The 26,268-nt window shown below is 67.8% G+C and carries 18 protein-coding genes; 4 read left to right on the plus strand and 14 right to left on the minus strand.

Annotated elements, in window-relative coordinates; genetic code table 11:
• Positions 1 to 15: 15 nt before the first annotated feature.
• On the minus strand, positions 16 to 1,368 hold the full coding sequence (locus LO55_RS00940; RefSeq protein ID WP_083415075.1) for an MFS transporter: 1,353 nt from the start codon (positions 1,366 to 1,368) through the stop codon (positions 16 to 18).
• A 13-nt stretch (positions 1,369 to 1,381) separates the two neighbouring features.
• Complete coding sequence (locus LO55_RS00945) at positions 1,382 to 4,039, minus strand: TonB-dependent receptor (RefSeq protein ID WP_071360087.1); 2,658 nt, start codon at positions 4,037 to 4,039, stop codon at positions 1,382 to 1,384.
• Between the two features lie 615 nt (positions 4,040 to 4,654).
• Between LO55_RS00945 and LO55_RS00950 the strand changes: the two genes are divergently transcribed.
• Positions 4,655 to 5,689, plus strand: coding sequence for a porin (locus LO55_RS00950; protein WP_071360088.1), 1,035 nt, complete (start codon positions 4,655 to 4,657; stop codon positions 5,687 to 5,689).
• 128 nt (positions 5,690 to 5,817) lie between these two features.
• On the opposite strand, the gene LO55_RS00955 is transcribed toward LO55_RS00950, so the two are convergent.
• From LO55_RS00955 to LO55_RS00970, 4 genes are all read right to left on the minus strand, one after another.
• Positions 5,818 to 7,458, minus strand: coding sequence for a methyl-accepting chemotaxis protein (locus tag LO55_RS00955; protein ID WP_071360089.1), 1,641 nt, complete (start codon positions 7,456 to 7,458; stop codon positions 5,818 to 5,820).
• A 225-nt stretch (positions 7,459 to 7,683) separates the two neighbouring features.
• On the minus strand, positions 7,684 to 9,405 hold the full coding sequence (locus tag LO55_RS00960; RefSeq protein ID WP_071360090.1) for a methyl-accepting chemotaxis protein: 1,722 nt from the start codon (positions 9,403 to 9,405) through the stop codon (positions 7,684 to 7,686).
• Positions 9,406 to 9,537: 132 nt separating this feature from the next.
• On the minus strand, positions 9,538 to 11,229 hold the full coding sequence (locus LO55_RS00965) for a methyl-accepting chemotaxis protein (protein WP_071360091.1): 1,692 nt from the start codon (positions 11,227 to 11,229) through the stop codon (positions 9,538 to 9,540).
• A gap of 13 nt (positions 11,230 to 11,242) precedes the next feature.
• Positions 11,243 to 11,713: a chemotaxis protein CheW gene (locus tag LO55_RS00970; protein WP_229410011.1), complete on the minus strand. Its 471-nt coding sequence runs from the start codon at positions 11,711 to 11,713 to the stop codon at positions 11,243 to 11,245.
• A gap of 259 nt (positions 11,714 to 11,972) precedes the next feature.
• Here LO55_RS00970 and LO55_RS00975 point away from each other — a divergent pair, with 259 nt between their 5' ends.
• Together LO55_RS00975 and LO55_RS00980 are read left to right on the plus strand one after the other, a co-directional pair.
• Positions 11,973 to 12,503: a GNAT family N-acetyltransferase gene (locus tag LO55_RS00975; protein WP_071360093.1), complete on the plus strand. Its 531-nt coding sequence runs from the start codon at positions 11,973 to 11,975 to the stop codon at positions 12,501 to 12,503.
• Positions 12,504 to 12,626: 123 nt separating this feature from the next.
• Entirely contained in the window at positions 12,627 to 15,215 is a 2,589-nt protein-coding gene (locus LO55_RS00980) for a hybrid sensor histidine kinase/response regulator (protein ID WP_229410013.1), read from the plus strand.
• 10 nt (positions 15,216 to 15,225) lie between these two features.
• On the opposite strand, the gene LO55_RS00985 is transcribed toward LO55_RS00980, so the two are convergent.
• The gene (locus tag LO55_RS00985) at positions 15,226 to 16,860 is read right to left on the minus strand and encodes a M28 family peptidase (protein WP_071360095.1); all 1,635 of its coding nucleotides are present in this window, start codon (positions 16,858 to 16,860) and stop codon (positions 15,226 to 15,228) included.
• 93 nt (positions 16,861 to 16,953) lie between these two features.
• Here LO55_RS00985 and LO55_RS00990 point away from each other — a divergent pair, with 93 nt between their 5' ends.
• Positions 16,954 to 17,355 (plus strand): putative quinol monooxygenase, encoded by a 402-nt coding sequence (locus LO55_RS00990; protein WP_218145964.1) that lies wholly within the window; start codon positions 16,954 to 16,956, stop codon positions 17,353 to 17,355.
• A gap of 15 nt (positions 17,356 to 17,370) precedes the next feature.
• Here LO55_RS00990 and kdpE read toward each other — a convergent pair whose 3' ends face one another.
• The 7 genes from kdpE to LO55_RS01025 all read right to left on the minus strand — a co-directional run bounded on the left by kdpE (position 17,371) and on the right by LO55_RS01025 (position 26,184).
• Positions 17,371 to 18,066 carry a two-component system response regulator KdpE gene (gene kdpE / locus LO55_RS00995; RefSeq protein WP_071360096.1) on the minus strand — a complete coding sequence of 232 codons (696 nt, stop codon included), beginning with the start codon at positions 18,064 to 18,066 and terminating at the stop codon, positions 17,371 to 17,373.
• Positions 18,059 to 20,767, minus strand: coding sequence for a DUF4118 domain-containing protein (locus tag LO55_RS01000; protein ID WP_071360097.1), 2,709 nt, complete (start codon positions 20,765 to 20,767; stop codon positions 18,059 to 18,061). The genes kdpE and LO55_RS01000 overlap by 8 nt, the downstream gene beginning before the upstream one ends.
• Before the next feature lie 3 nt (positions 20,768 to 20,770).
• The gene (kdpC, locus tag LO55_RS01005) at positions 20,771 to 21,355 is read right to left on the minus strand and encodes a potassium-transporting ATPase subunit KdpC (protein ID WP_071360098.1); all 585 of its coding nucleotides are present in this window, start codon (positions 21,353 to 21,355) and stop codon (positions 20,771 to 20,773) included.
• 9 nt (positions 21,356 to 21,364) lie between these two features.
• Positions 21,365 to 23,473: a potassium-transporting ATPase subunit KdpB gene (gene kdpB, locus LO55_RS01010; RefSeq protein ID WP_071360099.1), complete on the minus strand. Its 2,109-nt coding sequence runs from the start codon at positions 23,471 to 23,473 to the stop codon at positions 21,365 to 21,367.
• A 1-nt stretch (position 23,474) separates the two neighbouring features.
• A complete protein-coding gene (gene kdpA / locus LO55_RS01015; RefSeq protein WP_071360100.1) occupies positions 23,475 to 25,229 on the minus strand; it encodes a potassium-transporting ATPase subunit KdpA in 1,755 nt (584 codons plus the stop codon).
• The gene (gene kdpF, locus LO55_RS01020; protein ID WP_005668695.1) at positions 25,229 to 25,318 is read right to left on the minus strand and encodes a K(+)-transporting ATPase subunit F; all 90 of its coding nucleotides are present in this window, start codon (positions 25,316 to 25,318) and stop codon (positions 25,229 to 25,231) included. Before kdpF ends, kdpA begins: the two co-directional genes overlap by 1 nt.
• 101 nt (positions 25,319 to 25,419) lie before the next feature.
• The gene (locus tag LO55_RS01025; protein ID WP_071360101.1) at positions 25,420 to 26,184 is read right to left on the minus strand and encodes a TorF family putative porin; all 765 of its coding nucleotides are present in this window, start codon (positions 26,182 to 26,184) and stop codon (positions 25,420 to 25,422) included.
• Between the last annotated feature and the right edge of the window lie 84 nt (positions 26,185 to 26,268).

Raw genomic sequence — 26,268 nt, forward strand, 5'->3', positions numbered from 1 at the left:
GTCTCGTTTCGTGGTTCAGGTGGTCGCGTAGCCCTGCGCGCGCATGTCTTCCTTGACGCTGCTGTAATAGTCGTCGCTGATCCGGTACTTGAACATCAGGAGTCCCATCAGGAAGTGAAAGAACCCCGGGATCACCGACAGCATCAGCGCGATGCCCTGCAGCGCCAGCGCCGATTGCGCCTGGTTCGGCTGGTACTGGAAGACGTCGAGCAGCACGCCGACCATGCCGCCGGCGATGGCCATGCCGGCCTTCTGGCACACCGAGATGCCGCCGAAGGCGAAGCCCGAGACGCGCTTGCCGGTCTTGACCTGGCCATAGTCGATCGTTTCGGCGATCGCCGACCAGAACACCGGCGCATGCAGGTCGACCACCAGCGACAGCAGGAAGTACAGCGCGAAGGCCAGCGCCATGTCGCCCGGCTGCACCATGAAGTAGAGCATCAGGCTGAGCACCGCGACCATGATCTGCGAATTGCGGAACAGCTTGACCTTGCAATAGAACTTGGTGGTCCAGGTGGACACCACCATGGCCAGGATCGCCGCCGCCACACCGGTCGAGAGAAACGCCGACACGGTGGCGGTGTCGCCGTGCAAATAGTATTTGGCGTAGTAGATCGCCACCGAGCCGCGGATCACGTAGCCGATGGTGCCGGTCACGCACACGGCGCACAGGATCAGCCACTGGTCGTTCTTGAGCAGCACCCGCACCTGTTCCATCAGCGGCTGCTTCTCGACCCTGTGCACCACGCGCTCGGTGGTGGTGAAGAAGCAGAATGCAAAGAGCAGGACGCCCACCGCCGCCATCAGCGCCATCGCGGCCTGGTAGCCGGCCGCCGGATTCGCGCCGCCCCAGGCATCGGCCAGGATCGGCACCACGATGGTCACCATGAAGGCGCCGACCTTGGCGAAGAACAGGCGGTAGCCGTTGGCCGACAGGCGCTGCTGCGGGTCGGACGTCAGGCCGCTGATCAGCGAGATATAGGGAATGCCCACGCCGGCCGTCATCAGGGTCATCAGGATGTAGCTGGCGTAGGCCCAGACCAGCTTGGCGTCATAGCCCCAGTCGGGCGTACTGAACACCAGGAACACCGACAGGCCATAGGGCAGCGCGAGCAGCAGCAGCCAGGGGCGGTAGCGCCCCCAGCGCGTCAGCACCGCATCGTTGACCTGCCCCATCGCCAGGTCGGCCAGCGCCCCCACCACCTTGACCGCGACGAACAGCGCCGCCAGGTCGGCCGTGCGCAGGCCGTAGATGTCGGTGTAGAAGAAGGTGATGATCAACATCATCGACGAGATCACCACATTGAGCGCCATGTCGCCGGCGCCGAAGCCGACTTTTTCGAGGGTCGAGAGCTTTTGCGTGTGCACGACTCATGCTCCTTCAGTTACGCCACCTGAGCGCCAGCCCCACCACCCGGTCATAGCGGCGCACGTCGCGCGGCAGCTGCGGCACGCTGTGGTAGTCGTGGTAGGCCTGGTCCAGCAGGTTGCTGCCGTCCAGGGTCAGGGTCAGGCTGTCGGTCAGCTTGTACGACACCGAAGCGTCCAGGGTCTTGAGCGGGTCGACGACGATGTTGTACGGCAGCGCGCGGTAGTTGTACTCGGCGGTGAACTTGTCGCGCCAGCTGTAGGCCAGGCGCGCCGACCACTTGCCGTACTCGTACAGGGCGACCACGTTGGCCGACAGCTTCGACATGCCGGCGAAGGTGTTGATGGTGCCGTCCGCCTCGGCCAGGCCGCCATCCATCCAGGTCACGTTGGCCTGCATGCCCAGCCCGCCCAGCCAGCCCGGGAGCTGCGTGTAGAACTGCTGGTAGGCCAGTTCGGCGCCCTTCAGCTTGCCCTCGACCGCGTTATACGGGCGGCTGACGTTATAGGTGTCGCCATCGTGCACCTCGGGCCGCGCGCTGCGGCGCAGGTAGTTGTCGTAGTCGTGCTGGAACAGCGTGCCGGTGATCGAGCCGGCCGGCGCGAAATACCATTCCAGGGCCAGGTCGACGTTGCGCGCCTCTTGCGGCTTGAGGTCCGGGTTGCCTGCGGTGCCGGTCGCCAGGGTGGTCGTGGTCGACGGGAACAGCGCCAGGCCCGGGTTATAGTCGGCGAACGGCGCGCGCTCGATCGCCTTGCTGGCCGACAGGCGGCCGATCAGGTCCTGGCGAAAGTGAACCCGCAGCGACAGGCTCGGGAGCACGTCGCTGGTGGTGGACGAGACCGTGGTCGGCGACACCACGCCCTCGCGCGCCGAGAAGCCACTGATGCGCTGCTTCGTCTTCACGTAGCGCAGGCCGGCGGTGCCGTCGATCGGCAGCGACCAGGCGTCGAAGCCGAAATTGGCCTTCAGGTAGATGGCGCTGGTCTGTTCGCGGTCGGCATAGAACGATTGCGGATTGTCCGGCCGCGGATCGCGGTCGCCACGGATCGCCTGGCGGATGTCGCCGGTGTGGTCCAGCAGGTAATCCATGCAGGGCGCGTAGAACTGGTTCATGCCATAGTTGCCGCCGGTCTCGGGGCTGGTGCAGTTCAGGCCCGGGAAGTCGGTGACGCGGATGGCGTTCGGCGACCACAGATTGGGAGCCGGCGAGTGGCCATTGAGCTCGTGGACGAAAGTGGCGTCGCGTTCCGCGTAGCGCACCCCGGCGCTGAGTTCCCTGAAGAAGCCGTCATTCTCAGGCGTCCAGGCCACGTCGCCGCGCCAGTCGTTGGCCGCGCCGCGCGAGCGGTTGTGGTTGTCGAACAGGGCGAACATGGTCCAGTTGGCAGGGTCCGTCATATCGGTGCCCGGGTACTCGAGGTAGCCGCCGCCGTCGCGCACCTCGGCGTGGATGGCCTTGGAGCGGTCCATCACGGTGTCCAGGATCGGGTTCTTCATGCCGTGCTTGCTGATCGTGCGAACCAACTCGGTGCTCACGCGTACCCCGGGCATCGCCTTCCAGATCGCGCCGACCGCCGCCTGGTGGGTCTCGGCGACCTCGCGCCGCGCCTGGGTCGAGCTCAGGGTGAAGGTATTCACGTCCGGGTGGCTGATCGAGCCCAGGTAGTTCGAGCCGGGCATGGTGGTGACCGTCGCTCCCGGGTTGTTGATCGGCAGGTCGCCAACAAAAAAGATGCTCTGCGAATCGTGCTCGATCCTGGTCGAGAAGCTCTCGGCATAGACCTCGAGGTCTCTCGTCGGCCGCCACTGGACCGACAGGTTGCCGGCCAGGCGTTCGCGGTCGCCGCCGGTCATCACCCGCCCCATCGACGGCGCGCCGATCACGCCGCTGTCGAGGGTGCGCGGCTCGCCGACGAAGGCGGTTTCGTCGTGGTAGCGTCCGCGCTGGTAGGACAGGCCGCCCAGCACCCCGATCTCGCCGATGCCGCTCTTCCAGCGGTTCGACAGCAGGCCGGAGACGTTCGGGTCGACCTTGTCGGCCTTGTCGCGGTGTTCGCCGCGCACGTTGAAGGCGGCCTGGGACCCCTTGAAGTCGAACGGACGGTTAGTGCGCACGTCGATCACGCCCGAGGTGCCGCCTTCGACCATGTCGGCGCCCTGCGACTTATAGACGTCGACCCGCTGCAGCATCGCCACGGGCACGTCGGCCAGGAACAGGCTGCGGCCGGCGGCGGTGAACATCTCGCGGCCGTTGTACAGGGTGACGATGCCGCCCAGGCCACGAATGACGACGTTGCCCGCTTCGCCGTTCTGGCGGATCACCTGCACGCCCGGCACCCGGCCCAGGATCTCGGCCACGTTCTTGTCGGGGAACTTGCCGATGTCGTCGGCGACGATGGAGTCGAGCAGCTGCTCGGCGTCGCGCTTGATGGCCTGGGCGCTCTGGGCGGCCTGGCGGGTGCCGGTGACGGTCACCACGGCGTCGGGCGGGACGGCTTCTTGGGCGCCCGCGGTGGCGCACGTCAGGCCGAGGCCGGCGCCGGCCAGGGCGGCGACGGTGGCGCGCAGGGCGAAGCGGCGGGAAGAAGGACGAGAAGCAGGACGAGAAGCAGGCCGAGAGGCAGGGGAAAGTACGGGCGTGACGAAGCCCGGTGCATACCGTTTCATATGTCTCCTTTGTCGTTATATGCCGGTATCCGGCTGTATTTATGTACTACTCGACAATGATGGTAGGCGGCCCATCGAGAACGTTCCAATCAATTTTTCTGGCGCTCCGATACCGATTTAAGTATCGAGGCTTCTGTCAAGCTCCTCGTGAAAGATGACGCTGGAACTGCAAACCGCGATGCACTACCGCGGTGCAAAAAAACGCATAAGCATAGTGCGATGACAACGATATGAACTGCCATTTTATCTTCGGCAATAGCGTAAGCCGCTATCCATGCACGCTTCGGCGGCGGCTGCCGTTTACCGCTCCGCATCGAGCCCGCACCGTTATTGCGCACTGCAACAGATGTCAAGGGCGAAAATGTGGCGTTATTGCAACGCAATAAGTTGATTATTGGCAATTATTTGAAAGTGCGCGGCGCGCCTGCGCTAGGCTCACAGAAAGCCCGCCAATACAGGGTTCTCCTATGAAAAGCGGTGTCAAACAAGGGCAATTTTCGCTTGTCAATGAGGGGTTTCGACCCTGTTCCGATTGGACCGTGCCCGATGACAAATGTCCACTTGGCATGTCATGATGGATAGGCTATTTCACAAACAAACACTGGAGAGACATCCATGAAGCACAAAATTCTTGCCATCGCCATCGTGTCGGCACTGCCGCTGGTCGCCCAAGCACAAACCAGCGTCACCATGTACGGCTTGATCGACGCTTCGATCGGCGTCGAGAACAACGATGCGCCAGGCGAAAGCAGCCGCACCGTCGTGTCGTCGGGCACCCAGTCGGCAAGCCGTCTCGGCTTCCGTGGCACCGAAGACCTGGGCAATGGCCTGAAAGCCCTGTTCAACATCGAAGCCGCGATCGCCGCCGACACCGGCGCGACCAACTCGCGCATGTTCGACCGCCGCGCCGTGGTCGGCCTGCAAGGCGCCTTCGGCACCGTGACCGTCGGCCGTGAATACGGTCCGATCGCCGCCGTCGCCAGCGCTTCGGACACCCTGGGCCAGGGCTTCTACGGCTCGAACCTGGCATCGTTCGGCACCAACCGCCTGACCCGCCGCCTGGACAACTCGGTCAACTACCAGAGCAATGCCCTGAACGGCTTCACCCTGCGCGCAGCCTACGGCGCGGGCGAGCGTAACGAGACCGACCTGCAGGATACCGGCGACATCACCGGTGTGGCGCTGGAATACGCGAACGCGGGCTTCTACGTCGGCGCCGGCTACCAGAATCGTGAAGACCTGCCGAGCGGCGACAGCAAGGAATACGGCGTCGGCCTGGGCTACAAGTTCGGCAACTTCGAACTGCGCGGCGGCTACCTGGCGGCCGATCCTGAATTCGCCAACGGCATCGACAACAAGTACGAGCAGATGAACGCCGGCGTGTCGTACGGCTTCGGCGCCAGCCGCGTCTACCTGAACTACCAGCAGCAAGAGCAGGAACTGGGCGATGCGGAAGGCAAGGCAGTCACCCTGGCCTACACCTACACCCTGTCGAAGCGCACCAACGTGTACGCTTCGTACGCCAAACTGCGCAACAACGGCACCGGCGTGTTCACGCTGGCTGGCTCGGGCAACGCGATCGCCCTGCCTGCAACCGCCTTCGGCGCGGACCCACAGGTCTACAACATCGGCGTGCGTCACTCGTTCTAAGCGACTCTGCCTCAAGCCGGGTGCCCGTCACCCGGTGCGGGTTGCAAAGAAATACGCCAACAAAAACGGCAAGCCTTGCGGCTTGCCGTTTTTGTTTGGCCTGTCGATTTCTTTGTCGTTCGATTTCTTCAGAACGCCGGCGCCGCCGCAGGACCGGCAACCGCAGGGCGCCTGGACGCCGGCGCCCGGACGACGGGCCGTGGCGCTTCCACGGCCGGGCCGGCAGCGATCCGGAACACCGCCACCGCCTGCGCCAGCCGCGCCGCCTGCTCCTGCATCGCATTCGATGCGGCGGCGGTTTCCTCGACCAGGGCCGCGTTCTGCTGCGTGCCTTCGTCCATCTGCGCCACCGCCCCGTTGATCTGCTCGATGCCGGCGGTCTGCTCCAGGCTGGCCGCGCTGATCTCGGCCATGATGTCGGTCACGCGGCGCACGCTGTCGACGATCTCCTCCATCGTGGCGCCGGCCTGAGCCACCAGCCGGCTGCCGTTGGCCACCTTGTCGCTCGAGTCGCCGATGAGCTCCTTGATTTCCTTGGCCGCCGCCGCCGAGCGCTGGGCCAGGTTGCGCACCTCGGTCGCCACCACGGCGAAGCCGCGGCCCTGCTCGCCGGCACGCGCCGCTTCGACCGCCGCGTTCAGCGCCAGGATATTGGTCTGGAAGGCGATGCCGTCGATGACGCCGATGATGTCGCCGATCTTGCTGGAAGACGCCTGGATCTCGTCCATCGTGCCGACCACCTGGTGGATGACTTCGCCGCCGCGCGCGGCCACGCCGGACGCCGATTCGGCCAGCTTGTTGGCCTGGCGCGCATTGTCGGCGTTCTGGCGCACGGTCGAGGTCAGCTCTTCCATCGACGACGCGGTTTCTTCCAGCGCGCCCGCCTGCTGTTCGGTGCGGCTCGACAGATCCAGGCTGCCGGCGGCGACCTGCTCGGCCGCGACCGCGATGGTGTCGGTGCCGGCGCGCACGGCGCCGACGGTGCGCGCCAGGCTGTCGTTCATGGTCTTCAGGGCCTGCAGCAGCTGGCCCGTTTCGTCGCGGGTGGTGACCTCGATGCGGCTGGTCAGGTCGCCCGCGGCGACGGTATTGGCCACTTCCAGCGCCTGGCCGAGCGGGCGCGTGATCGAGCGCGTGATCCAGACGGCGATGCCCGCGCCCAGCGCCAGCGCGAACAGGCCCAGGCCCCAGGTCTGGCGGATGGTGCTGCCGTAGGTCGCGGCCGCGTCCTGCGCCGCCGCCGCGCTGAACTGCTTTTGCAGCGCCAGCTCGGCGCCGGTGGCTTCCTTCAGGATGCCCAGGCGCGGACGCAGCTCGTTGACCAGGTATGCCCTGGCCTGCGCGTCCTCGCTGGCCTGGATCAGCTTGACCAGCTGGTCGGCGCCGGCCAGGTAGCTGGCGCTGGCCGTTTCCATGCGGCGCAGGATGCCGATCGATTCGGCGTGCGCCATCAGGGTCGGCTCGATCTCGACCAGGGTCGCGGTCATCACCTTGCGCGCGTCCTCGATCGCCTGGACCTGCCGCTGGCGGTCGGCCGGATCGTCGTTGAGCATCATGTTGCGCACGGCGATGGCGATGATGCTGATCTGGGCCTCGACCCGGTTGCTCATCTCGATGGCCGGGATGCGGTGCTCGACGATCTCCCTGGTGCCGTTGTTCAGGCGCAGGATGGAGGCGTTGCTCAGGGCGCTGATCAGCACCAGCATCAGGCTGACGGCGCCGAAACCCAGCGCCAGGCGCTTGCCAATACTCAGGTTTGCTAACTTCATGGTCGTACTCCTCATTTCCAGTCTAATAATAGATATTGCCAATCGGAAATTAGAGTAAGTTCCAGTTCGTACTATGACGATGTGTGCACGCTAACAAAACGGGAATATTGGACTGAAAGCCAGGTTTTTTGGACGATATGCAAAGTTTCTGACAATGTTTGATGTCAAGAATTACAAAAAAAACGGCAAGCCTGGGCTTGCCGTTTTTTGTTGGACGTCCTGGAATCAGAACTCTTCCCACTCTCCCGCAGTAACGGGCGTCCTGGCCTTGGCAGTTGCCGGCTGCACGGCCGTCCGTGCCGGCGCCACCCGTGGCGCCGGCTTCGTCTGCGTCGTCACCAGGACACGCTGCGGGGTTGCCGCCACGCCAGGCGCCATGTCCGCCGCCGCCCGCGCCTGCTCGCCATCGATCCGGAACACCGCCACCGCCTGCGCCAGCCTGGCCGCCTGCTCCTGCATCGAGGCCGACGCCGCAGCGGCTTCTTCCACCAGGGCGGCGTTCTGCTGCGTGCCTTCGTCCATCTGCGCCACCGCGCCGTTGATCTGTTCGATGCCGGCCGTCTGTTCCTGGCTGGCCGCGCTGATCTCGGCCATGATGTCGGTGACGCGGCGCACGCTCTCGACGATCTCCTGCATCGTCGCGCCCGCCTCGGCCACCAGGCGGCTGCCGTCGGCGACCTTGCCGCTCGAGTCGCCGATGAGCCCCTTGATTTCCTTGGCCGCCGCCGCCGAGCGCTGGGCCAGGTTGCGCACCTCGGTCGCCACCACGGCGAAGCCCCTGCCCTGCTCGCCGGCGCGCGCCGCCTCCACCGCCGCGTTCAGCGCCAGGATATTGGTCTGGAAGGCGATGCCGTCGATGACGCCGATGATGTCGTTGATCTTGCTGGACGATGCATTGATCGCGTCCATCGTATTGACGACCTGGTGAATGACTTCACCGCCGCGCGCGGCGACGTTCGACGCCGACTCGGCCAGCTTGTTGGCCTGGCGCGCATTGTCGGCGTTCTGCTTGACGGTCGAGGTCAGCTCTTCCATCGACGATGCCGTCTCTTCCAGCGCCGACGCCTGCTGTTCGGTGCGGCTGGACAGGTCGCGGCTGCCCGCCGCCACCTGGCCGGCGGCGACCGCGATGGTGTCGGTGCCCACGCGCACGGTGCCCACGGTGCGCGCCAGGCTTTCGTTCATGCTCTTGAGGGCCTGCAGCAATTGGCCGGTCTCGTCACGGCTGGTGACGTCGATACGGCTGGTCAGGTCGCCCGCGGCCACGGTATTGGCCACGTCCAGCGCGCGCACCAGGGGACGCGTGATCGAGCGCGTGATCCACCACGCGACCACGGCGGCCAGCGCCAGCGCCAGCGCGCCCACGATCGACATCAGCCAGGTCGTGCTGCGATAGGTCGCCTCGGCCTCATTCCCGGCGCGCACGCTGAGCTCCTTCTGCAGCTTGGTCTGCTCGGCGGTGGCGCCCTTGAGTTGCGCCAGGCGCGGACGCAGTTCGCGCACCAGATAGTTGCGCGCACCCTCGTCGTCGCCGGCGGCGATCAGCTTGAGCAGCCCATCCTGGCCCGCCAGGTAGCCGGTGTTCGCAGCCGCCATCCGCTCCAGGATCTCGCGTCCTTGCGGCGTGGTGATGGTCGTGCGCAGCGCGGCCAGCATCTCGTCCATGATCTTGCGCGAGGCCATGATCTGGTCGACCTGCTTCTGGCGGTCGGCCGCATCGGCGTTGAGCATCATGTTGCGCAGCGCGAGCGCGATATTGTTGTTTTCGGACTCGAGACGCGCGGTCGCGTCGATCGCGGGAATGCGGTTGGTGACGAGCATGCGGGTGCCGTCGTTGACGCGGGCGAGCATGACGTTGCTCAGGCCGAGCATCACGACCAGCATCAGGCCGACGGCGCCGAATCCAAGGCCCAGGCGCTTGCCGATATGAAGGTTCTCCAGTTTCATGTAGGTGTTCAGTCCTTACAAAGTTGAATAAATATTTTCCAGTTCAAAAAAGAGTGGGTGGCGCGTGGATCGCCACCGCCAGGCGAAAACAAGGCAGGCCGCGGCCTGCCTCCTCGTGGGCCGGTGACGACGTCAGAATTCTTCCCACGCTCCCGCGTCCGCCGTCGCTTTTCCTCGCGTGGAGACCGGCCTCGGGGCTGGCTTCCGCACGGTCAGCGCTGGACGGACCGGAGCCGGCGATGCGTCCACCGCGGCGGTCGACGCCGCCAGCATCTGCTCGCCATCGATCCGGAACACCGACACCGCCTGCGCCAGCCGGGTCGACTGCTCGCGCAGTGCCGCCGCAGCGGCCGCCGCTTCCTCGACCAGGGCCGCATTCTGCTGCGTGCCCTCGTCCATCTGCGCCACCGCCGCGTTGATCTGCTCGATGCCCTCGGTCTGCTCCAGGCTGGCGGAACTGATCTCGCCCATGATGTCGGTCACGCGGCGCACGCTGTCGACGATCTCCGCCATCGTGGCGCCGGCTTCGGCCACCAGGCGGCTGCCGTCGGCCACCTTGCCGCTCGAGTCGCCGATGAGCCCCTTGATCTCCTTGGCCGCCGCCGCCGAACGCTGGGCCAGGTTGCGCACCTCGCTCGCCACCACGGCGAAACCTCGGCCCTGCTCGCCCGCGCGCGCCGCTTCGACCGCCGCGTTCAGCGCCAGGATATTGGTCTGGAAGGCGATGCCGTCGATGACGCCGATGATGTCGTTGATCTTGGCCGAGGAAGCATTGATGGCGTCCATGGTGCCCACCACCTGCGCGATCACGGCGCCGCCACGGGCCGCCACGTTCGATGCGGCGTCGGCCAGCATATTGGCCTGGCGCGCATTGTCGGCGTTCTGGCGCACGGTCGAGGTCAGCTCTTCCATCGAGGACGCCGCTTCTTCCAGCGCCGAGGCCTGCTGCTCGGTGCGGCTCGACAGGTCCTGGCTGCCCACCGCCACCTGGCCGGCGGCCACCGCGATGGTGTCGGTGCCCACGCGCACGGTGCCGACGGTGCGCGCCAGGCTCTCGTTCATGGTCTTGAGGGCCTGCAGCAGCTGGCCGGTCTCGTCGCGCGTGGTGACCTCGATGCGGCTGGTCAGGTCGCCCGCGGCCACGGTATTGGCCACTTCCAGCGCGCGGCCGAGCGGACGCGTGATCGAGCGGGTGATCCACCAGGCCACCAGGGTGGCCAGGACCAGCGCCGCGGCGCCGAGGCCCCACATCATCGCGCTGGTGTTGCGGTAGGTGGCTTCGGCATCGCGCGCCGCGGCGTCGGCGATCTCGTTCTGCAGGGCGGTCTGCTCCCTGGTCGCCCCCTTCAGCCGCACCAGCAGCGGACGCAGCTCTTCGCTCAGCAGCGTGCGCGCCGCCTCCGCGTCGCCGGCGGCGACGTGGCGGATGATGGCGTCCTGCCCCGTTTTGTATTGCGCGGTCTCGTTGCGCATCTGCTCGAGCAGCGCCAGCGCCTGCGGGTTGTGCAGCGCGTCCTTCAGCTTGGCCAGGATGTCGTCCATCGCCGCGCGCGACGCCATGATGTCGCGCACCTGGCGCTCGTGGTCGGCCGCATCGTCGCTCAGCAGCATATTGCGCAGCGCGATCGCGATGTCGTTGATCTCGGCCTGCATCTGGTTGGTCAGCGCGATGCGCGGCATGCGACCATGGACGATCTCGTCGGTGCCGGCATTGATCCGGCCCAGCATCGCATTGCTCATCACGATCATCACCACCAGCATGGCGCAGATCACGCCATAGCCCAGCGCCAGGCGCTTGCCGATGTTCAGGTTTGCCAGTTTCATGTTCGTGCCTTCCTCAAGCCGCGCGCGGCAGCGCCGCCACCAGTCCGAGCTCGTCGGACTGCATCAGTTTGTCGATATCGAGCAGGATCAGCATCCGCTCGTCCACGGTGCCCAGGCCGAGCAGGCAGTTGCCGTCCAGCGTGGCCTGCATCTCGGGGGCGGGCCGCACCTGCTCCGGGGTCAGGGTCACCACGTCCGAAACGCTGTCGACCACCATGCCGATCACGTGATGCTCGATGTTCAGGATGATCACCACGGTAAAAGCGTCATACATCGCCTCGCCGATGCCGAACTTCAGGCGCATGTCGACGATCGGAACAATGGCGCCGCGCAGATTGATGATGCCCTTCAGGTAATCCGGCGCGCTGGCGACGCGGGTCGGCGTGTCGTATCCGCGAATCTCCTGCACCTTGAGGATGCTGATCGCGTACTCTTCCTTTCCAAGGCGGAAAGACAGCACTTCATTGTCGCTATTTGTTTCCATATCGTGTCCCATGGCTCAACTCACCGGTTTTACTGAATTTCCCAAAGGAAACACGCTACCTTTTTCGTGTTTGACTGTCGATGGACAAGTGTTAAGAACTGTAAATTTTCATTCGATTTCGCTTCAGTTATGACGTCGCTGCAACGGTTTTGACCCGCCGATGCGCCATGCACGAGTTGTGTATGGCATAAATTGTGCTTAGGAAATTGCTATCCGTCGCGCCAGCCCCGGCGCCCCATCCACCCGACAGGAGCCCCTCATGATCATCCGCCGACTCGACCCGCGCGCCATCGCCGAACGCAAGCCGCAACTGGCCACGCTGCTGCTCGATGCCGTCGCCGATGGCCATTCGCTCGGCTTTCTCAACGGTCTCGACCAGGACGGGCTCGACGCCTATTGGCAGGGCGTGGCGGACGAGGTCGGGGCCGGGCGGCGCGTGCTGCTGGCGGCCGAGCGCGACGGCAACCTGGTCGGCAGCGCCCAGCTCGACCTGTGCCTGAAACCCAACGGCAACAACCGCGCCGAGGTGCAGAAGGTGCTGGTGCATTGCACCGAGCGCCGCAAGGGCATCGGCACCGCCCTGATGCAGGCGCTCGAGATCGAGGCGCTGGCGCTGCGCCGCGGCCTGCTGTTCCTCGACACGGCGGCCGGATCCGACGCCGAGCAGCTGTACCGCAAGACCGGCTACCAGCGGGTCGGCGAACTGCCCGAGTACGCCTGCACCCCGAATGGCCGCTGGCACGCGACGGCGATCTACTACAAGACGCTGTTCACCCGCAGCCGCGCCTGAGCCGCGGCAGCCGCGCGCCGCGATGTCGCGCCATCGTGGCGACTGCCGCACGCGACCGCGCCGACAGTGTGTTCCGGGACGATTGCGCGTAGAATCGCCGGTTCAAACGTTCTGGAAAGCAATGTGACTGGCGCCTCCTCCACCATGACCCGCAGGCCGCTGCGGGCCTACCTGCTCTGGCTCGTCCTGGCGACCCTGCTGCCGGGCGTGGTCGGCGCCTCGCTATTGTTCATCGATCAATACCGCAAGAGCCGCGCCCAGTACGAACGCAACACCATGCAGACCGTGCGCGCGCTGGTGCATACGGTCGACAGCAAGCTGCTGCAGGCGCAGGCGATCGCCCAGACCCTGTCGACCTTCGACGCGCTGCAAAGCGCCGACCTCTCGCGCGCGCACCGCCAGGCGCGCGAAGCCCTGCGGCTGGCCGACTCCGGCATGAGCGCCGTCCTGCGGGACCGCAGCGGACAGCAGATCTTCAACACCAGCCGTCCGTATGGCGCCCCGCTCCCGGTCGAACACACGCAGCAGCTCGAAAACGTGTTCGCCAGCGGCAGACCCTCGATCTCGAACGTCTTCACCAGCGCGGTGCTCCAGCGCCCCACCGTCAGCGTCAACGTCCCGGTCCTGGTCGACGGCCGCATCGCCTACGTGCTGAGCATCGGCGTGCGGCCCGACTACTTCGACGACATGCTGTCGCCCAAGGCGGTGTCGGACGGCGCGCGCGCCTCGGTGATCGACGCCGCCGGCACCATCTTCGCGCGCAACCTCAGCCCCGAACTGTTCGTCGGCAAGCGCGTCACCGATCCCCTGTACCGCGCCATCCTGCGCGCGCGCGAAGGCGTCGTGCCCTCGGTGTCGCAGGAAGGCACCACCCTGCTGACCTTCTACTCGCGCTCGCGCGTCACCGGCTGGCACGTGGCGATCGGCGTGCCGCGCGAGAACCTGAATCAGGCCATGTTCGAGCCGCTGGCGGCGCTCCTGACCGGCATTACCCTGCTGTTCGCGATCGGCCTGTGGCTGGCGTGGCAGATCGGCGGCCGGCTGGCCAGCTCGGTCCAGGGCCTGACGGCGCCGGCGGTGGCGCTGGGCAAGGGCGAGGATTCCCCGCGCTTCACGCAGACCTACGTCAAGGAGACGGCCGAGGTAGCCGAGGCGATCGGCGCGGCATCCCGGCTGCTGGGCGAACGCGCCCAGGCGCTGGCGGTCAAGGAAGCCGAGCTGCGCGACGCGCACCGGATGGCGCGCTTCGGCACCTGGCACCTGACGCTGGCGACCGGCGCGGTCGAGACCTCGGACTCGGTTCCCTTTATCTACGGGCGCGAGTTGCCGCCCTTCGCGCAGCAGCGCGGCGCCGTGCTGCCCGAGGAATCGTGGGAACGCGTCGAAGCCCTGCTGCGCGAGCTCGAACGCGACGGCGGCAACGGCCGCCTGCAGATTCAGGTGCTGCACGGCGAGGGCCACCGCATCTGGATCGACCTGCATTGCGAAGCGGTGCACGATGCCGAGGGCCGGGTGACGGCCGTGCGCGGCACCATCCAGGACGTCACCGACCGCGTCAACGCCGAGGAAGGCTTGCGCGAGGCCGACCGCCGCAAGAACGAATTCCTGGCCATGCTGGCGCACGAACTGAGGAATCCCCTGGCCCCGATCGCCTCGGGCGCCCAGCTGCTGGGCCAGGACGGCCTGGATCCGGGGCGCACGCGCCAGATCAGCGGCATCATCGCGCGCCAGGCGCGTCACATGGCCGGCCTGGTCGACGACCTGCTGGACGTCTCGCGCGTGACGCGCGGCCTGGTGGCGCTGTCGAAGGCCCGCATCGACGTCAACGAGGTGGTGCTCGAGGCGCTGGAACAGGTAGGCGAACCGCTGCACCAGAAGCGGCACCACCTGGAGACCGCGCTGCTGCCGGCGCCGGCCTGGGTGATGGGCGACCGCAAGCGCCTGGTGCAGGTGATCGGCAACCTGCTGCACAACGCGGTCAAGTTCACCGCCTCCGGCGGCCACGTCAAGGTGGCGCTCGAACTCGAGGAAAAAACGCTGCGCATCGTCGTCGCCGACAACGGCATCGGCATGCTGCCGCACGAGCTGGAGCGCGCCTTCGAGATGTTCGTGCAGGGCGAGCGCACCCCGGACCGCACCCAGGGCGGCCTGGGCATCGGGCTGGCGCTGGTGCGCAGCCTGGTCCAGCTGCACGGCGGCAGCGTGGCGGTGGAGAGCCCCGGCCAGGGCCAGGGCAGCACCTTCACCGTGACCCTGCCGCGCTGCGCCGAGCGCAGCGCGGGCGCGCCCGGCGCCGGAGCCGGCGTGGCGCAGGCAGCTTCCGCGCATGCCCTGAAGGTATTGGTGGTGGACGACAACGTCGACGCGGCCCAGGTGCTGGCGATGTACGTCGGCGCCGCCGGCCACGAAGTCGCGGTCGAGCACGACCCGTTCGCGGCGCTGGCGCGCGCCGGGACGTTCGCGCCCGACGCCTGCCTGCTCGACATCGGCCTGCCCGGCATGGACGGGCACGAACTGGCGCGCCGCCTGCGCGCGCTGCCGGCCACCTCCGGAACGCTGCTGGTGGCGGTCACCGGCTATGGCCAGGCCCAGGACCGCGAGGCCAGCCGCAGCGCCGGTTTCGACCATCACCTGGTGAAACCGGTCGACATGGGCGAGCTGGAACGCATCCTGGCGGCCGCCAACGCCGCCAATGGCGGCGCGGCGGCCTAGGAACGACCGATCAGCGTTTCACGCTGCCGAAGGCTTCGCCCTTCTTCCAGGTCGGCATGGTCGGCGCATTGGCGACGGCGTAGCCGAGGTTGAGCGTGAACTGGGCCTGCTGCACCATGCCCGACAGATCCCATTCCGGACGATATTCATCGCTGACCTGGTGGTAGTGGTCCTTGAAGCCCTTGATGTTGGCGCTCGATGCGTGCTGGTGGTGCTCGAACTCGAAGTGGCCGTCGCCCGAGAACACGGCCGAGCCGACGTTGAAGGCCGGGACGCCTGCCTTGGCGAAGGCGAAGTGGTCGGCGCGGAAGTACGCGCCCGACAGGTCGGGAACGGCCGGCGCGATCTTCAGGCCCATCGATTTGGCCACCTGCTGCGAGGTCTCGTACAGCGAGCTGCGCTCGGCGCCGGCCACGCCGATGTCCCTGGTGCGGCCCACGAAGTTCAGGCTGTCCAGGTTCAGGTCGGCGGCGGTCTGCGCCAGCGGCCACACCGGCTTGGCGACGTAGGCGGCGGCGCCCAGCAGGCCCTGCTCCTCGGCCGCCGGCCACAGGAAGATCTGGGTGCGCTTGGCCGGCTTCTTGACGGCTTCGGCCGCCATCGCCAGCAGCGCGGCGGTGCCCGAGGCGTTGTCGATCGCGCCGTTGTAGATGCGGTCGGCCTTCGGATCGTCACCCGGTTTCGCTTCCGCCATGCCCATGTGATCCCAGTGCGAAGAATAGACCACGGCCTGCTCCTTCAGCTTCGGGTCGCTGCCGGGCACGATGCCGACCACGTTGAACTGTTCGACCGGGCGGATGGTCGAGCGCAGCGCGACCTTGGCGGCCACCTTCAGGTCGACCGGACGGAAATCGCGCCGCTCGGCCTGGGCGCGCAACTGGTCGAGGTCATGGCCGCCGGCGGCGAACAGTTCGCGCGCGGTGTCTTCGTGCAGCCAGCCTTCCATCGGATTGCCGTTGCCCTTGAGGCCGAAGCGCTCGTTGCCGAAGCCGTTGGCCGGCACGCTCCACGGGTACGAGGCGGAGCGCGTGGTGTGGATCAGGAGCACGCCGGCGGCGCCGCGGCGCGCGGCTTCCTCGAATTTATAGACCCAGCGGCCGTACCAGGTGTAGGCCTTGCCGGCGAAGCGGTTCGGTTCCTCGGCAGTGGGCTGCGGATCGTCGACCATCATGACCAGGATCTTGCCCTTGGCGTCCAGGCCCTTGTAGTCGTCCCAGTTCTCCTCGGGCGCGGCGGCGCCGTAGCCGACGAAGACCAGCGGCGCATCGAAGGCCACGTTCTGCTTGCCGCTCTTGGTGCCCATCACGATGTCCTTGCCGAGTTCCGGCTTGATGGTCTTGCCGCCGGCCGTGAAGGTGGCGCTGCCCTCGACCAGCTTGCTGCCCTCGATCTCGACCTTCTGGCGATAGCCGCCGCCGGGGATCGGCTGCAAGCCGATCAGGGCGGCCTGGGTCTCGAGGTAGCGCACCGTCAGGTCGCCGCCGCGCTGGCCGGTGCCGCGGCCTTCGAGCAGGTCATCGGCCAGGAACGACAGATGCGCGCGCAGCGCGGTTTCCGAGATGGCGGACGGCTGCTGGGCGTGCGCTGCCTGTGACAGGGTGAGGACGACGGCGCTGGCGGCCAGGGCAAGGGGATGAAGTCGCATCGATGTTCCGTGACAGTGTGGTGAAAAAGACCATCTTAAACCAACAGGGCCTTATACTGTCGGTCACTCTGCAATGACGCCAGGAGGAACCACATGCCCGTATCCCGACGCACGGCCGTCGCCGCCCTGGCCCTCACGCCGCTGGCGGGCGCGCACGCCGGTCCCGCCACCACCACCATCGATATGGAGAAGCCCAGGATGTACGGTTTGATTGGAAAAATGCGCGCCCAGCCAGGCCAGCGCGACGCACTCATCGCCATCCTGCTGGATGGCACCGCCGGCATGCCGGGCTGCCTGGCCTACGTGATCGCGAAGGATGCGCAAGATGCCGACGCCATCTGGATCACCGAGACCTGGAACGACCAGGCCAGCCACAAGGCTTCGCTGTCGCTGCCGTCGGTGCAGGCCGCCATCGCGAAGGGCCGGCCGCTGATCGCCGGCTTCGGCGAGCGCTTCGAAACCGAACCGGTCGGCGGCCACGGCCTGGCGCGCTAGGCAGTCTTCAACCGCTCACTGTCCCAGCCAGAGCCGGTAACCCACGCCGGTTTCGGTCAGCAGGTGGCGCGGCTGGGCCGGATCGGCTTCGAGCTTGTGGCGCAGATGGCCCATGTAGATGCGCAGGTAATGGCCGCTCTCGACGTGCCCCGGCCCCCACACCGCGCGCAGCAGCTGGGGATTGGTCATCACCCGGCCGGCGTTGGCGGCCAGCACCGACAGCAGGCGGTACTCGGTCGGCGTCAGGTGCACGTGCTCGCCGTTGCGGGTGACCGCGCGCGCCTGCGGGTCGACCGTCACGTCGCCGAAATGAACCGTGCCGTCGCCGGCGGCGCCGCCCTGGCGCTGGCGGCGCAAGGTGGCGCGCACGCGCGCCAGCAGTTCGCCGGTGCCAAAGGGCTTGGTCAGATAGTCGTCGGCGCCGGCGTCGAGCGCGCGGATCTTTTCGCCCTCGGCCACGCGCGCCGACAGCACGATGATAGGCACCGTCGACCATTTGCGCACGTCCTGGATGAACTCGATGCCGTCGCCGTCGGGCAGGCCGAGATCCAGCACCACCAGGTCGGGCCGGCGCGTGCCGGCGTCGATCAGGCCCCGCCCCATGCTCGCCGACTCGTGCACCTGCCAGCCTTCCTGCTCCAGGGCGGCGCGCACGAAGCGGCGGATGTGGGGTTCGTCCTCGACCAGCAAGGCGCAGGGGGAATCAGTCATCGTCTCTTTCCATCGAAGGCGCGTCAAGCGCGGGCGGCGTGCCGGCCGGCAGCGAGAACACGAAGCCGGCGCCGCCCAGGGGCGACGCGCAGGCCCGGATCGCGCCGCCATGCGCCTCCACGATCGCGCGGCAGATCGCCAGGCCTAATCCCACGCCGGGCAAGGCCGACTCGCGTTCGCCGCGCGTGAACTTCTCGAAGATCGCTTCTTCGCTGCCCGGACGCAGGCCGGGACCGTCGTCGACCACCGTGACGTCGATCCAGGCGCCGCGCCGGCCGGCCGCGATCTCGATGCGCGAGCCGCCAGGCGTGTATTTTGCGGCATTCTCGACCAGGTTGCACAGCACCCGCTCGATCAGCACCGCATCGAATCTCACCAACGGCAGATCGGGGGGCAGCCGCACCGCGACCGTGTGATTGCGCAAGGCGGCGCCGCAGGCGCGCAGCGCGCTGCCGACCACTTCTTCGAGCGCCTGCCATTCCAGGTTGAAGCGCACTTCCCCGCTCTCGATGCGCGCCATGTCGAGCAGGTTGGCGACCAGGGCGCCCATGCGCACCGCTTCGTCGTGCAGCGACTGCGCCAGCGCGCGCGGCGTCTCCGGCAGCGCCTCGCCCCGCAGCAGCGATTCGGACAGCCCGACCAGGGCCGTGAGCGGCGTGCGCAGGTCGTGCGACAGGGCCGCCAGCAGCGAATTGCGCAGGCGCTCGGACGCCATGTCCACCAGCGCCGCCTGGGCCACCTCGACATAGTGCACGCGCTCGAGCGCGATCGCGGCCAGCGCCGCCAGCGCGTCGAGCTGGCGCCGCTGCTCGGGCGCCAGCACCCAGCGCCCGCCTTCCGGCGCGATCGCCAGCACGCCGCGGGTGCGCATCGGCGCCACCAGCGGCAGGTAGAACAGGGGACTGGCCGGCAAGGTGTCGGTGCCCAGGCCCGCCGGCTGCGCATGGTCGAAGGCCCACTGCGCCACGCCCGGATCGACGTCGGGCGGCAGCGGCGGGCCCAAGCCGCCATCGTCCGCCGGCGGCATGCCGAGCCGCCCTTCGGCGTCCGGCACCAGCAGGGTGGCGCGGGCGCCGAAGGCGTTCTGGATCACGGCGCGGCTCGATTCGAACACCTGCGAGGCCGCCAGCACGCCGGACAGTTCGCGCGCGAACTCGTACAGCGCGCGCACCCGCCGCTCGCGCTCGCCGGCGGCGCGCGCCTGGAAGCGCAGGCCGGCCGTCAGGTGTCCGGTGATCAGCCCCACGGCCAGCATCACGCCGAAGGTGACCACGTACTGGAAGTCGGACACCGCGAAGGTGAAGCGCGGCGGCACGTAGATGAAATCGAAGCAGGCCACGCCGACGCAGGTGGCGGTGACCGACGGCGCCCGGCCGAAGCGCACCGCCACCAGCAGCACCACCAGCAGGAACATCATGGCGATGTTGACCAGGTCGAAGCGGCCGCTCAGCGGCGCGGCCAGCGCCGCCGCCAGCAGGCTGGCCCCGGCCGCCCAGGCGTGCGAGGACAGCGGCTGGCGCCGCGGCGGCGCCGGGCGCGCGGCGGTCGCCGCCGGCGGCGCCACCGCCGGCTGGCCGATCTCGATCAGGTCGACGCCCGGGGCCTGGCGCGCCAGGCGGCGCGCGGTGCGGCGGCGCCAGGGCCGGCGCGAGCCGCTGCGCCCGAGGGCGATGCGCGACAGGTTGTGGTCGCGCGCATACTCGACGGTCTGGACGGCGACGTCGTCGCCCGACAGCATGGCGGTGGTGGCGCCCAGGTCCCCGGCCAGCGCCAGCGTGTCCATGATGCGCTGGCGCGCGGCGTCCGGCAGCCGCGCCAGGCGCGGCGTCTCGACGTACACCGCGTGCCAGCCGGTGCCGAGCTGGGACGCCATGCGCGCGCCGCTCCTGACCACGTGTTCGGCCAGCCCGCCCGGCCCGACGCACACCAGCAGCCCGGCGCCGGTCTTCCAGATCGCGTCGATCGACTGCTGCTCGCGCCAGGCGCGCACATCGCCCTCGACCCGGTCGGCGGTGCGGCGCAGCGCCAGCTCGCGCAGCGCGATCAGGTTGCCCTTCCTGAAAAAATTGCCGGCCGCGCGCTCGGCCTGCTGCGGCTGGTAGACCTTGCCCTCCTTCAGGCGCGCCAGCAGCGCGTCGGCCGGCAGGTCGACCATGATCACCTCGTCGGCCGCGTCGAACACCCGGTCCGGCACCGTCTCGGCCACGCGGATGCCGGCGATGCCGCCGACCACGTCGTTCAGGCTCTCCAGGTGCTGCACGTTGACGGTGGTGAGCACGTCGATGCCGGCGTCGAGCAGTTCCTCGACGTCCTGCCAGCGCTTGGGATGACGCGAGCCGGGCGCGTTGGAGTGCGCCAGCTCGTCGACCAGGATGATGCCGGGCGCACGTTCGAGCGCGGCGTCGAGGTCGAACTCGTCGAGCTGCCGGCCGCGATGGTCGACGCGCCTGCGCGGCAGCATGTCGAGGCCGTCGAGCAGGCGCGCCGTCTCCACCCGGCCGTGGGTCTCGATCACGCCGACCAGCGGCGCCTTGCCTTCCGCCCGCAGCTTGCGCGCTTCCTGCAGCATGGCGTAGGTCTTGCCGACGCCGGCCGAGGCGCCGAAATAGATGCAGAGGCGCCCGCGCGCGGCGCGCCGCTCGTCCTCGCGCATCTGGGCGAGCAAGGCGTCGGGGTCGGGTCGCTGTTGGTCGTGCGGCATGGTTCAGCGAGTATGCACGCTTTCGGCGTCCAAGGCCATGTTCAGGGCCAGCACGTTGACGCGCGCCGCGCCGAACAGGCCCAGGAAAGGCCGCTCGGTGTGCGCCTCGACCAGGGCGTCGACCTGCTGCACCGGCAGTTGGCGCGCACGCGCCACCCGCGCCGTTTGATAGCGCGCGGCGGCCACGCTGATCTCGGGATCGAGGCCGCTGGCCGAGCTGGTGACCAGGTCGACCGGCACCGGGGCCGTATTGCCCGGATCGAGCGCGCGCAGCGCCGCGATCCGGCCCTTGACGGCTTCTTGCAGGGCCGGGTTGAGCGGCCCCTGGTTCGAGCCGCTTGATCCGCCGCCGTTATTGGCCATCGGCGCGGTGGCCGAGGGACGGCCCCAGAAATAGCCGGGCGCACTGAACGACTGGCCGATCAGGCGCGAGCCGACCACCTGGCCGTCCTGCTCGACCAGGCTGCCATTGGCCTGGACCGGAAACGCGGCCTGGGCCACGCCGGTGACCAGGAGCGGATACAGCACGCCGCAGGCCAGGGTGAGCGCCGCGAACAGCGCCAGCGCGGGGCGAAGAATCGATTGCATGACAACTCCTTACGTCAGGTTGAAGGCGGCGAGCGCCAGGTCGATCAGCTTGATGCCGGCGAACGGCAGCAGCAGGCCGCCCAGGCCATACACCAGCATGTTCCGGCGCAGCAGCGCGGCCGCGCCGATCGCGCGGTAGCGCACGCCGCGCAGCGCCAGCGGAATCAGGAACACGATGATCAGGGCATTGAAGATCACGGCCGACATGATCGCGGACGCCGGACTAGCCAGCCCCATGACGTTGAGCGCGTCCAGGCTCGGATAGGTGGCCACGAACATGGCCGGCACGATCGCGAAGTACTTGGCGATGTCGTTCGAGATCGAGAACGTGGTGAGCGCGCCGCGCGTCATCAGCATCTGCTTGCCGATCTCGACGATCTCGAGCAGTTTGGTCGGGTTCGAATCCAGGTCGACCATATTGCCGGCCTCCTTCGCCGCCTGGGTGCCCGAGTTCATCGCCACCGCCACGTCGGCCTGGGCCAGCGCCGGGGCGTCGTTGGTGCCGTCGCCGGTCATCGCCACCAGTTTTCCTTCCGCCTGGTAGCGGCGGATCAGGGCCAGTTTCTCTTCGGGCGTGGCCTCGGCGATGAAATCGTCGACGCCCGCCTCGGCCGCGATCGCCGCCGCCGTCAGCTTGTTGTCGCCGGTGACCATCACGGTCTTGACGCCCATGCGGCGCAGCTCGGCGAAGCGCTCGCGGATGCCGCCCTTGACCACGTCCTTGAGTTCGACCACGCCCATCACGCGCGCGCCGTCGGCCACCACCAGCGGCGTGCTGCCGCGGCGCGAGGCTTCGTCGACGCTGCGCTCGACGTCACCGGGCCAGGCGGCGCCGATGGACTCCATGTGCCGACGAATGGCCGAGGCGGCGCCTTTGCGGATATGGCGCTCCCCCAGGTCGACGCCGCTCATGCGGGTCTGCGCGGTGAACGGCACGAACACCGCGCCCATCGCTTCCATCGCGCGCTCGCGGATATTGAAGCGGTTCTTGGCCAGCACGACGATGCTGCGCCCTTCCGGCGTTTCGTCCGCCAGCGACGCCAGTTGCGCCACGTCGGCCAGTTCCTCCTCCGTCACGCCCGGCGCCGGCAGGAAGGCGGCGGCCTGGCGGTTGCCGAAGGTGATGGTGCCGGTCTTGTCGAGCAGGAGCACGTCGACGTCGCCCGCCGCTTCCACCGCACGGCCCGAGGTCGCGATCACGTTGGCCTGTAACATGCGGCTCATGCCGGCCACGCCGATGGCCGACAGCAGGCCGCCGATGGTGGTCGGGATCAGGCACACCAGCAGCGCCACCAGCGCGGTGATGGTCACCGCCTGGCCGCTGCCCTGGGCCTGCACGGCGAAGATCGAGAACGGCAGCAGGGTCACGGTCACCACCAAAAACACGATCGTCAGGGCTACCAGCAGGATCGTCAGGGCGATCTCGTTCGGCGTCTTCTTGCGCGCCGCGCCTTCGACCATGCCGATCATGCGGTCGAGGAAGGTCTCGCCCGGATTGGCCGACACGCGCACCACCAGCCAGTCGGACAGCACGCGGGTGCCGCCGGTGACGGCGCAGAAGTCGCCGCCCGATTCGCGGATCACGGGCGCCGATTCGCCGGTGATGGCGCTCTCGTCGACCGAGGCGACGCCGTCGACCACTTCGCCGTCCACGGGAATCACGTCGCCCGCCTCGACCAGGAAGAACATCCCCTTGCGCAGCTCGCTGGAGGCGCAGGCCTGCCACGGCGCGCCATGCTCGGGATTGGCCAGTTTTTTGGCGGTCACGGTCTGGCGCAGGCTGCGCAGCGAGGCGGCTTGGGCCTTGCTGCGGCCTTCGGCCAGCGCCTCGGCGAAGTTCGCGAACAGCACCGTGAACCACAGCCAGACGGCGGTGGCCAGGATGAAGCCCGCCTGTGCCTGCTCCTGTGCCTCGCCCTGCCCTGCCAGCGCCTGGAACCAGAGCAGGGTCGTGATGATGCTGCCGATGTAGACCACGAACATCACCGGGCTGCGCAGCTGGGTGCGTGGATGGAGCTTGCGCAGCGCATCGACCATCGCCGGCCAGACGAGTGTGGAATCGAACAGGCTCAGGGAGCCGCGTGGCGCCTGGACGGGATTGTGGGATATCTGTTCCATCTCATTCTCCAAACAGCTGAAGGTGTTCGACCACCGGTCCCAGCGCCAGCGCAGGGACATAGTTGAGGACACCGACCAGCACCACGACAGCGGCCAGCATGCCGACGAACATGGGGCCATGGGTAGGCAGGGTGCCCGGGGTGGCGGGCAGGCGCTGGCGGCCGGCCAGCGAGCCGGCGATCGCCAGCACCGGCACGATCACCGCGAAGCGGCCGAACCACATCGCCACGCCCAGCAGGGTGTTATAGAAAGGCGTGTTGGCGGACAGGCCGGCGAAGGCGCTGCCATTGTTGTTGGCGGCGGACGTGAGCGCGTACAGGATCTCGGAGAAGCCGTGCGCGCCCGGATTGGCCACGCCGGCGGTGCCCGATGCCGAGGTCACCGCCAGCGCGGTGCCCAGCAAGACCAGGCAGGGCGTGACCAGGATGACCAGCGCGGCCATCTTCATCTCGTAGGCCTGGATCTTCTTGCCCAGGTATTCCGGCGTGCGGCCGATCATCAGGCCGGCGATGAACACCGCCAGGATCGCGAACACCAGCATGCCATACAGGCCCGAGCCGACGCCGCCGAAGACCACTTCGCCGAACTGCATCAGCACCATCGGGACCATGCCGCCCAGCGGCATGAAGGAATCGTGCATGGCGTTGACCGCGCCGCACGATGCGGCCGTGGTCACCACCGCGAACAGGCTCGACGCGGCGATGCCGAAGCGCGTTTCCTTGCCTTCCATATTGCCGCCCGCCTGCAGGCTGCTCGCGACCTGGTCGACGCCCAGCGGGGTCAGGAGCGGATTGGCCTGCTGCTCGGCGGCGAAGGCGGCGACGGCGGCGATGAAGAACAGCAGCGTCATCGTCCCCAGCACCGCCCAGCCCTGGCGGATATCGCCCACCATGTGGCCGAAGGTGAAGCACAGCGCGGCCGGGATCAGGAAGATGGCGACCATCTGCGCGAAGTTGGTAAGCGCATTCGGGTTCTCGAACGGGTGCGCGGAATTGGCGTTGAAGTAACCGCCGCCATTCGTGCCCAGCATCTTGATCGCTTCCTGCGAAGCGACGGGGCCCATCGGGATGACCTGGGTGTCCGCACGCGTTTCTGTCGCATCGACCATGTAGGTCACCGGCTCGAGCAGGCGCGCCTCGGTGTGCGCCGACAGGCTCTGCACCACGCCCTGCCCGGCCAGGAACACCGCGAGCATCAGCGACAGCGGCAGCAGCACGTACAGGGTCGAGCGGGTCAGGTCGACCCAGAAGTTGCCGATCGCACCGCTCGATCGCGCGGCGAAGCCGCGGATCAGCGCGAACACGACGGCGATGCCGGTGGCGGCCGAGAAGAAGTTCTGGCCGGCCAGGCCCACCATCTGGGTCAGGATGCTCATGGTCTGCTCGCCGCTATAGCCCTGCCAGTTGGTGTTGGCGACGAAGCTGATGGCGGTATTGAAGCTCGAGTCCGGGCTGACGTTGGCCATGCCCTCGGGGTTGAGCGGCAGCCAGGCCTGGAGGCGCTGCAGCGCGTAGACGAACAGCGCGCCGACGGTGTTGAAAGCGACCAGCGCCAGCGCGTAGGCTTTCCAGTCCTGGGCGCCCGAGGCGGCCGGACCGGCAAGGCGGTACAGCGCGCCTTCGATGCCGGCGGCCCAGCCCAGGCCGGGCACCTTGCCGTCCGCGGCGACGCGGGCGATGAAGCGGCCCAGCGGCCAGGCGAGCAGGAGCAGCACCAGCAGGAAGGCCGCGAGGAGGACGATGAATTCGGTGGTCATCACAATTCCTCCGGCTTGAACAGGGCCACCAGCAGGTAGACCAGCAGCGCGGCAGCGGCCAGGCCGCCGATCACGTAGGACAGATTCATGGCTTGCCTCCCGCTTGTGCGCAACCGGCCACCAGCAGGCAGGTCAGGCGGACGAAGATCAGGAGCGCGCCGAGGTAGATGAGGTCCATGGGCGTTCTCTATCAGAAGGTGCGGCTGACGGTCAGTTGCAAGGCGTCGCGGCCGGTGAATTTTCCGTTGACCGGCGAGGTGTACGCCGACTTGCTGGCATTGGTGCCGAGGTAGGCGAGGCTCACCGTGGCAAGGGAGAACGAGCGGCTCACGCCGATCTTCCAGTCGGTGTAGTCGGATGCCGGGTTGTTCTTCACTTCCTGGCGGCCGGCGTGCAGTTGCAGGGTCAAGCCATGGCCGACGTCGAGGTTGGCGCCGATGTCGAGGTAGCCGCTGTTCTCGCTGTCGACGAAGCCGAACAGGTTGGTGGTGGCATGCGAGTATTTGACGTAGGCCGGGCCATAGCCCAGCTGCGCATAGACCTCGGTGGTGTGGGCATTGACCCAGCCCGGGAGCCGGCCCAGGCCGTTGTCGGGATAAACATAGCGCAGCACGCCGACGTCGTACGACAGGCCCTGCGACAATGCGCCGCGCTTGCCGCCATAGACGTCGATCTCGACTTCACCGTCGCCGCCGGCGTCTTCGACCCACTTGATGGTCGAGGCCCAGACGCCGGCATACCAGCCGTCGGTGTGGACGTAATCGACGCCGCCCTGCAGCGCGGGACGCAGGCGCGTCTGCGAGATGGCGCGGTAGCGGTAGTCGGAGGTGACGGCGACGTTCCAGGCGATGGAAGAAGATGCCGCCGGCGCGGTCTCCAGGGGTTCGGTGACCTGGGCGTGGGCGACGCCGGCGAACGCCAGGGTGGCGGCCAGCGCGTGAATCGATGCTTTCATGTGTTCCTGCTCGTGGTTGTGGTTGAAGCCATGCGGCGTCGCGAGGACGGCGCATGGAACACGAGCAGGTTAGCGATTCAGGCG

The sequence above is a fragment of the Massilia timonae genome (assembly GCF_001866515.1).
GTDB lineage: Bacteria > Pseudomonadota > Gammaproteobacteria > Burkholderiales > Burkholderiaceae_D > Telluria > Telluria timonae.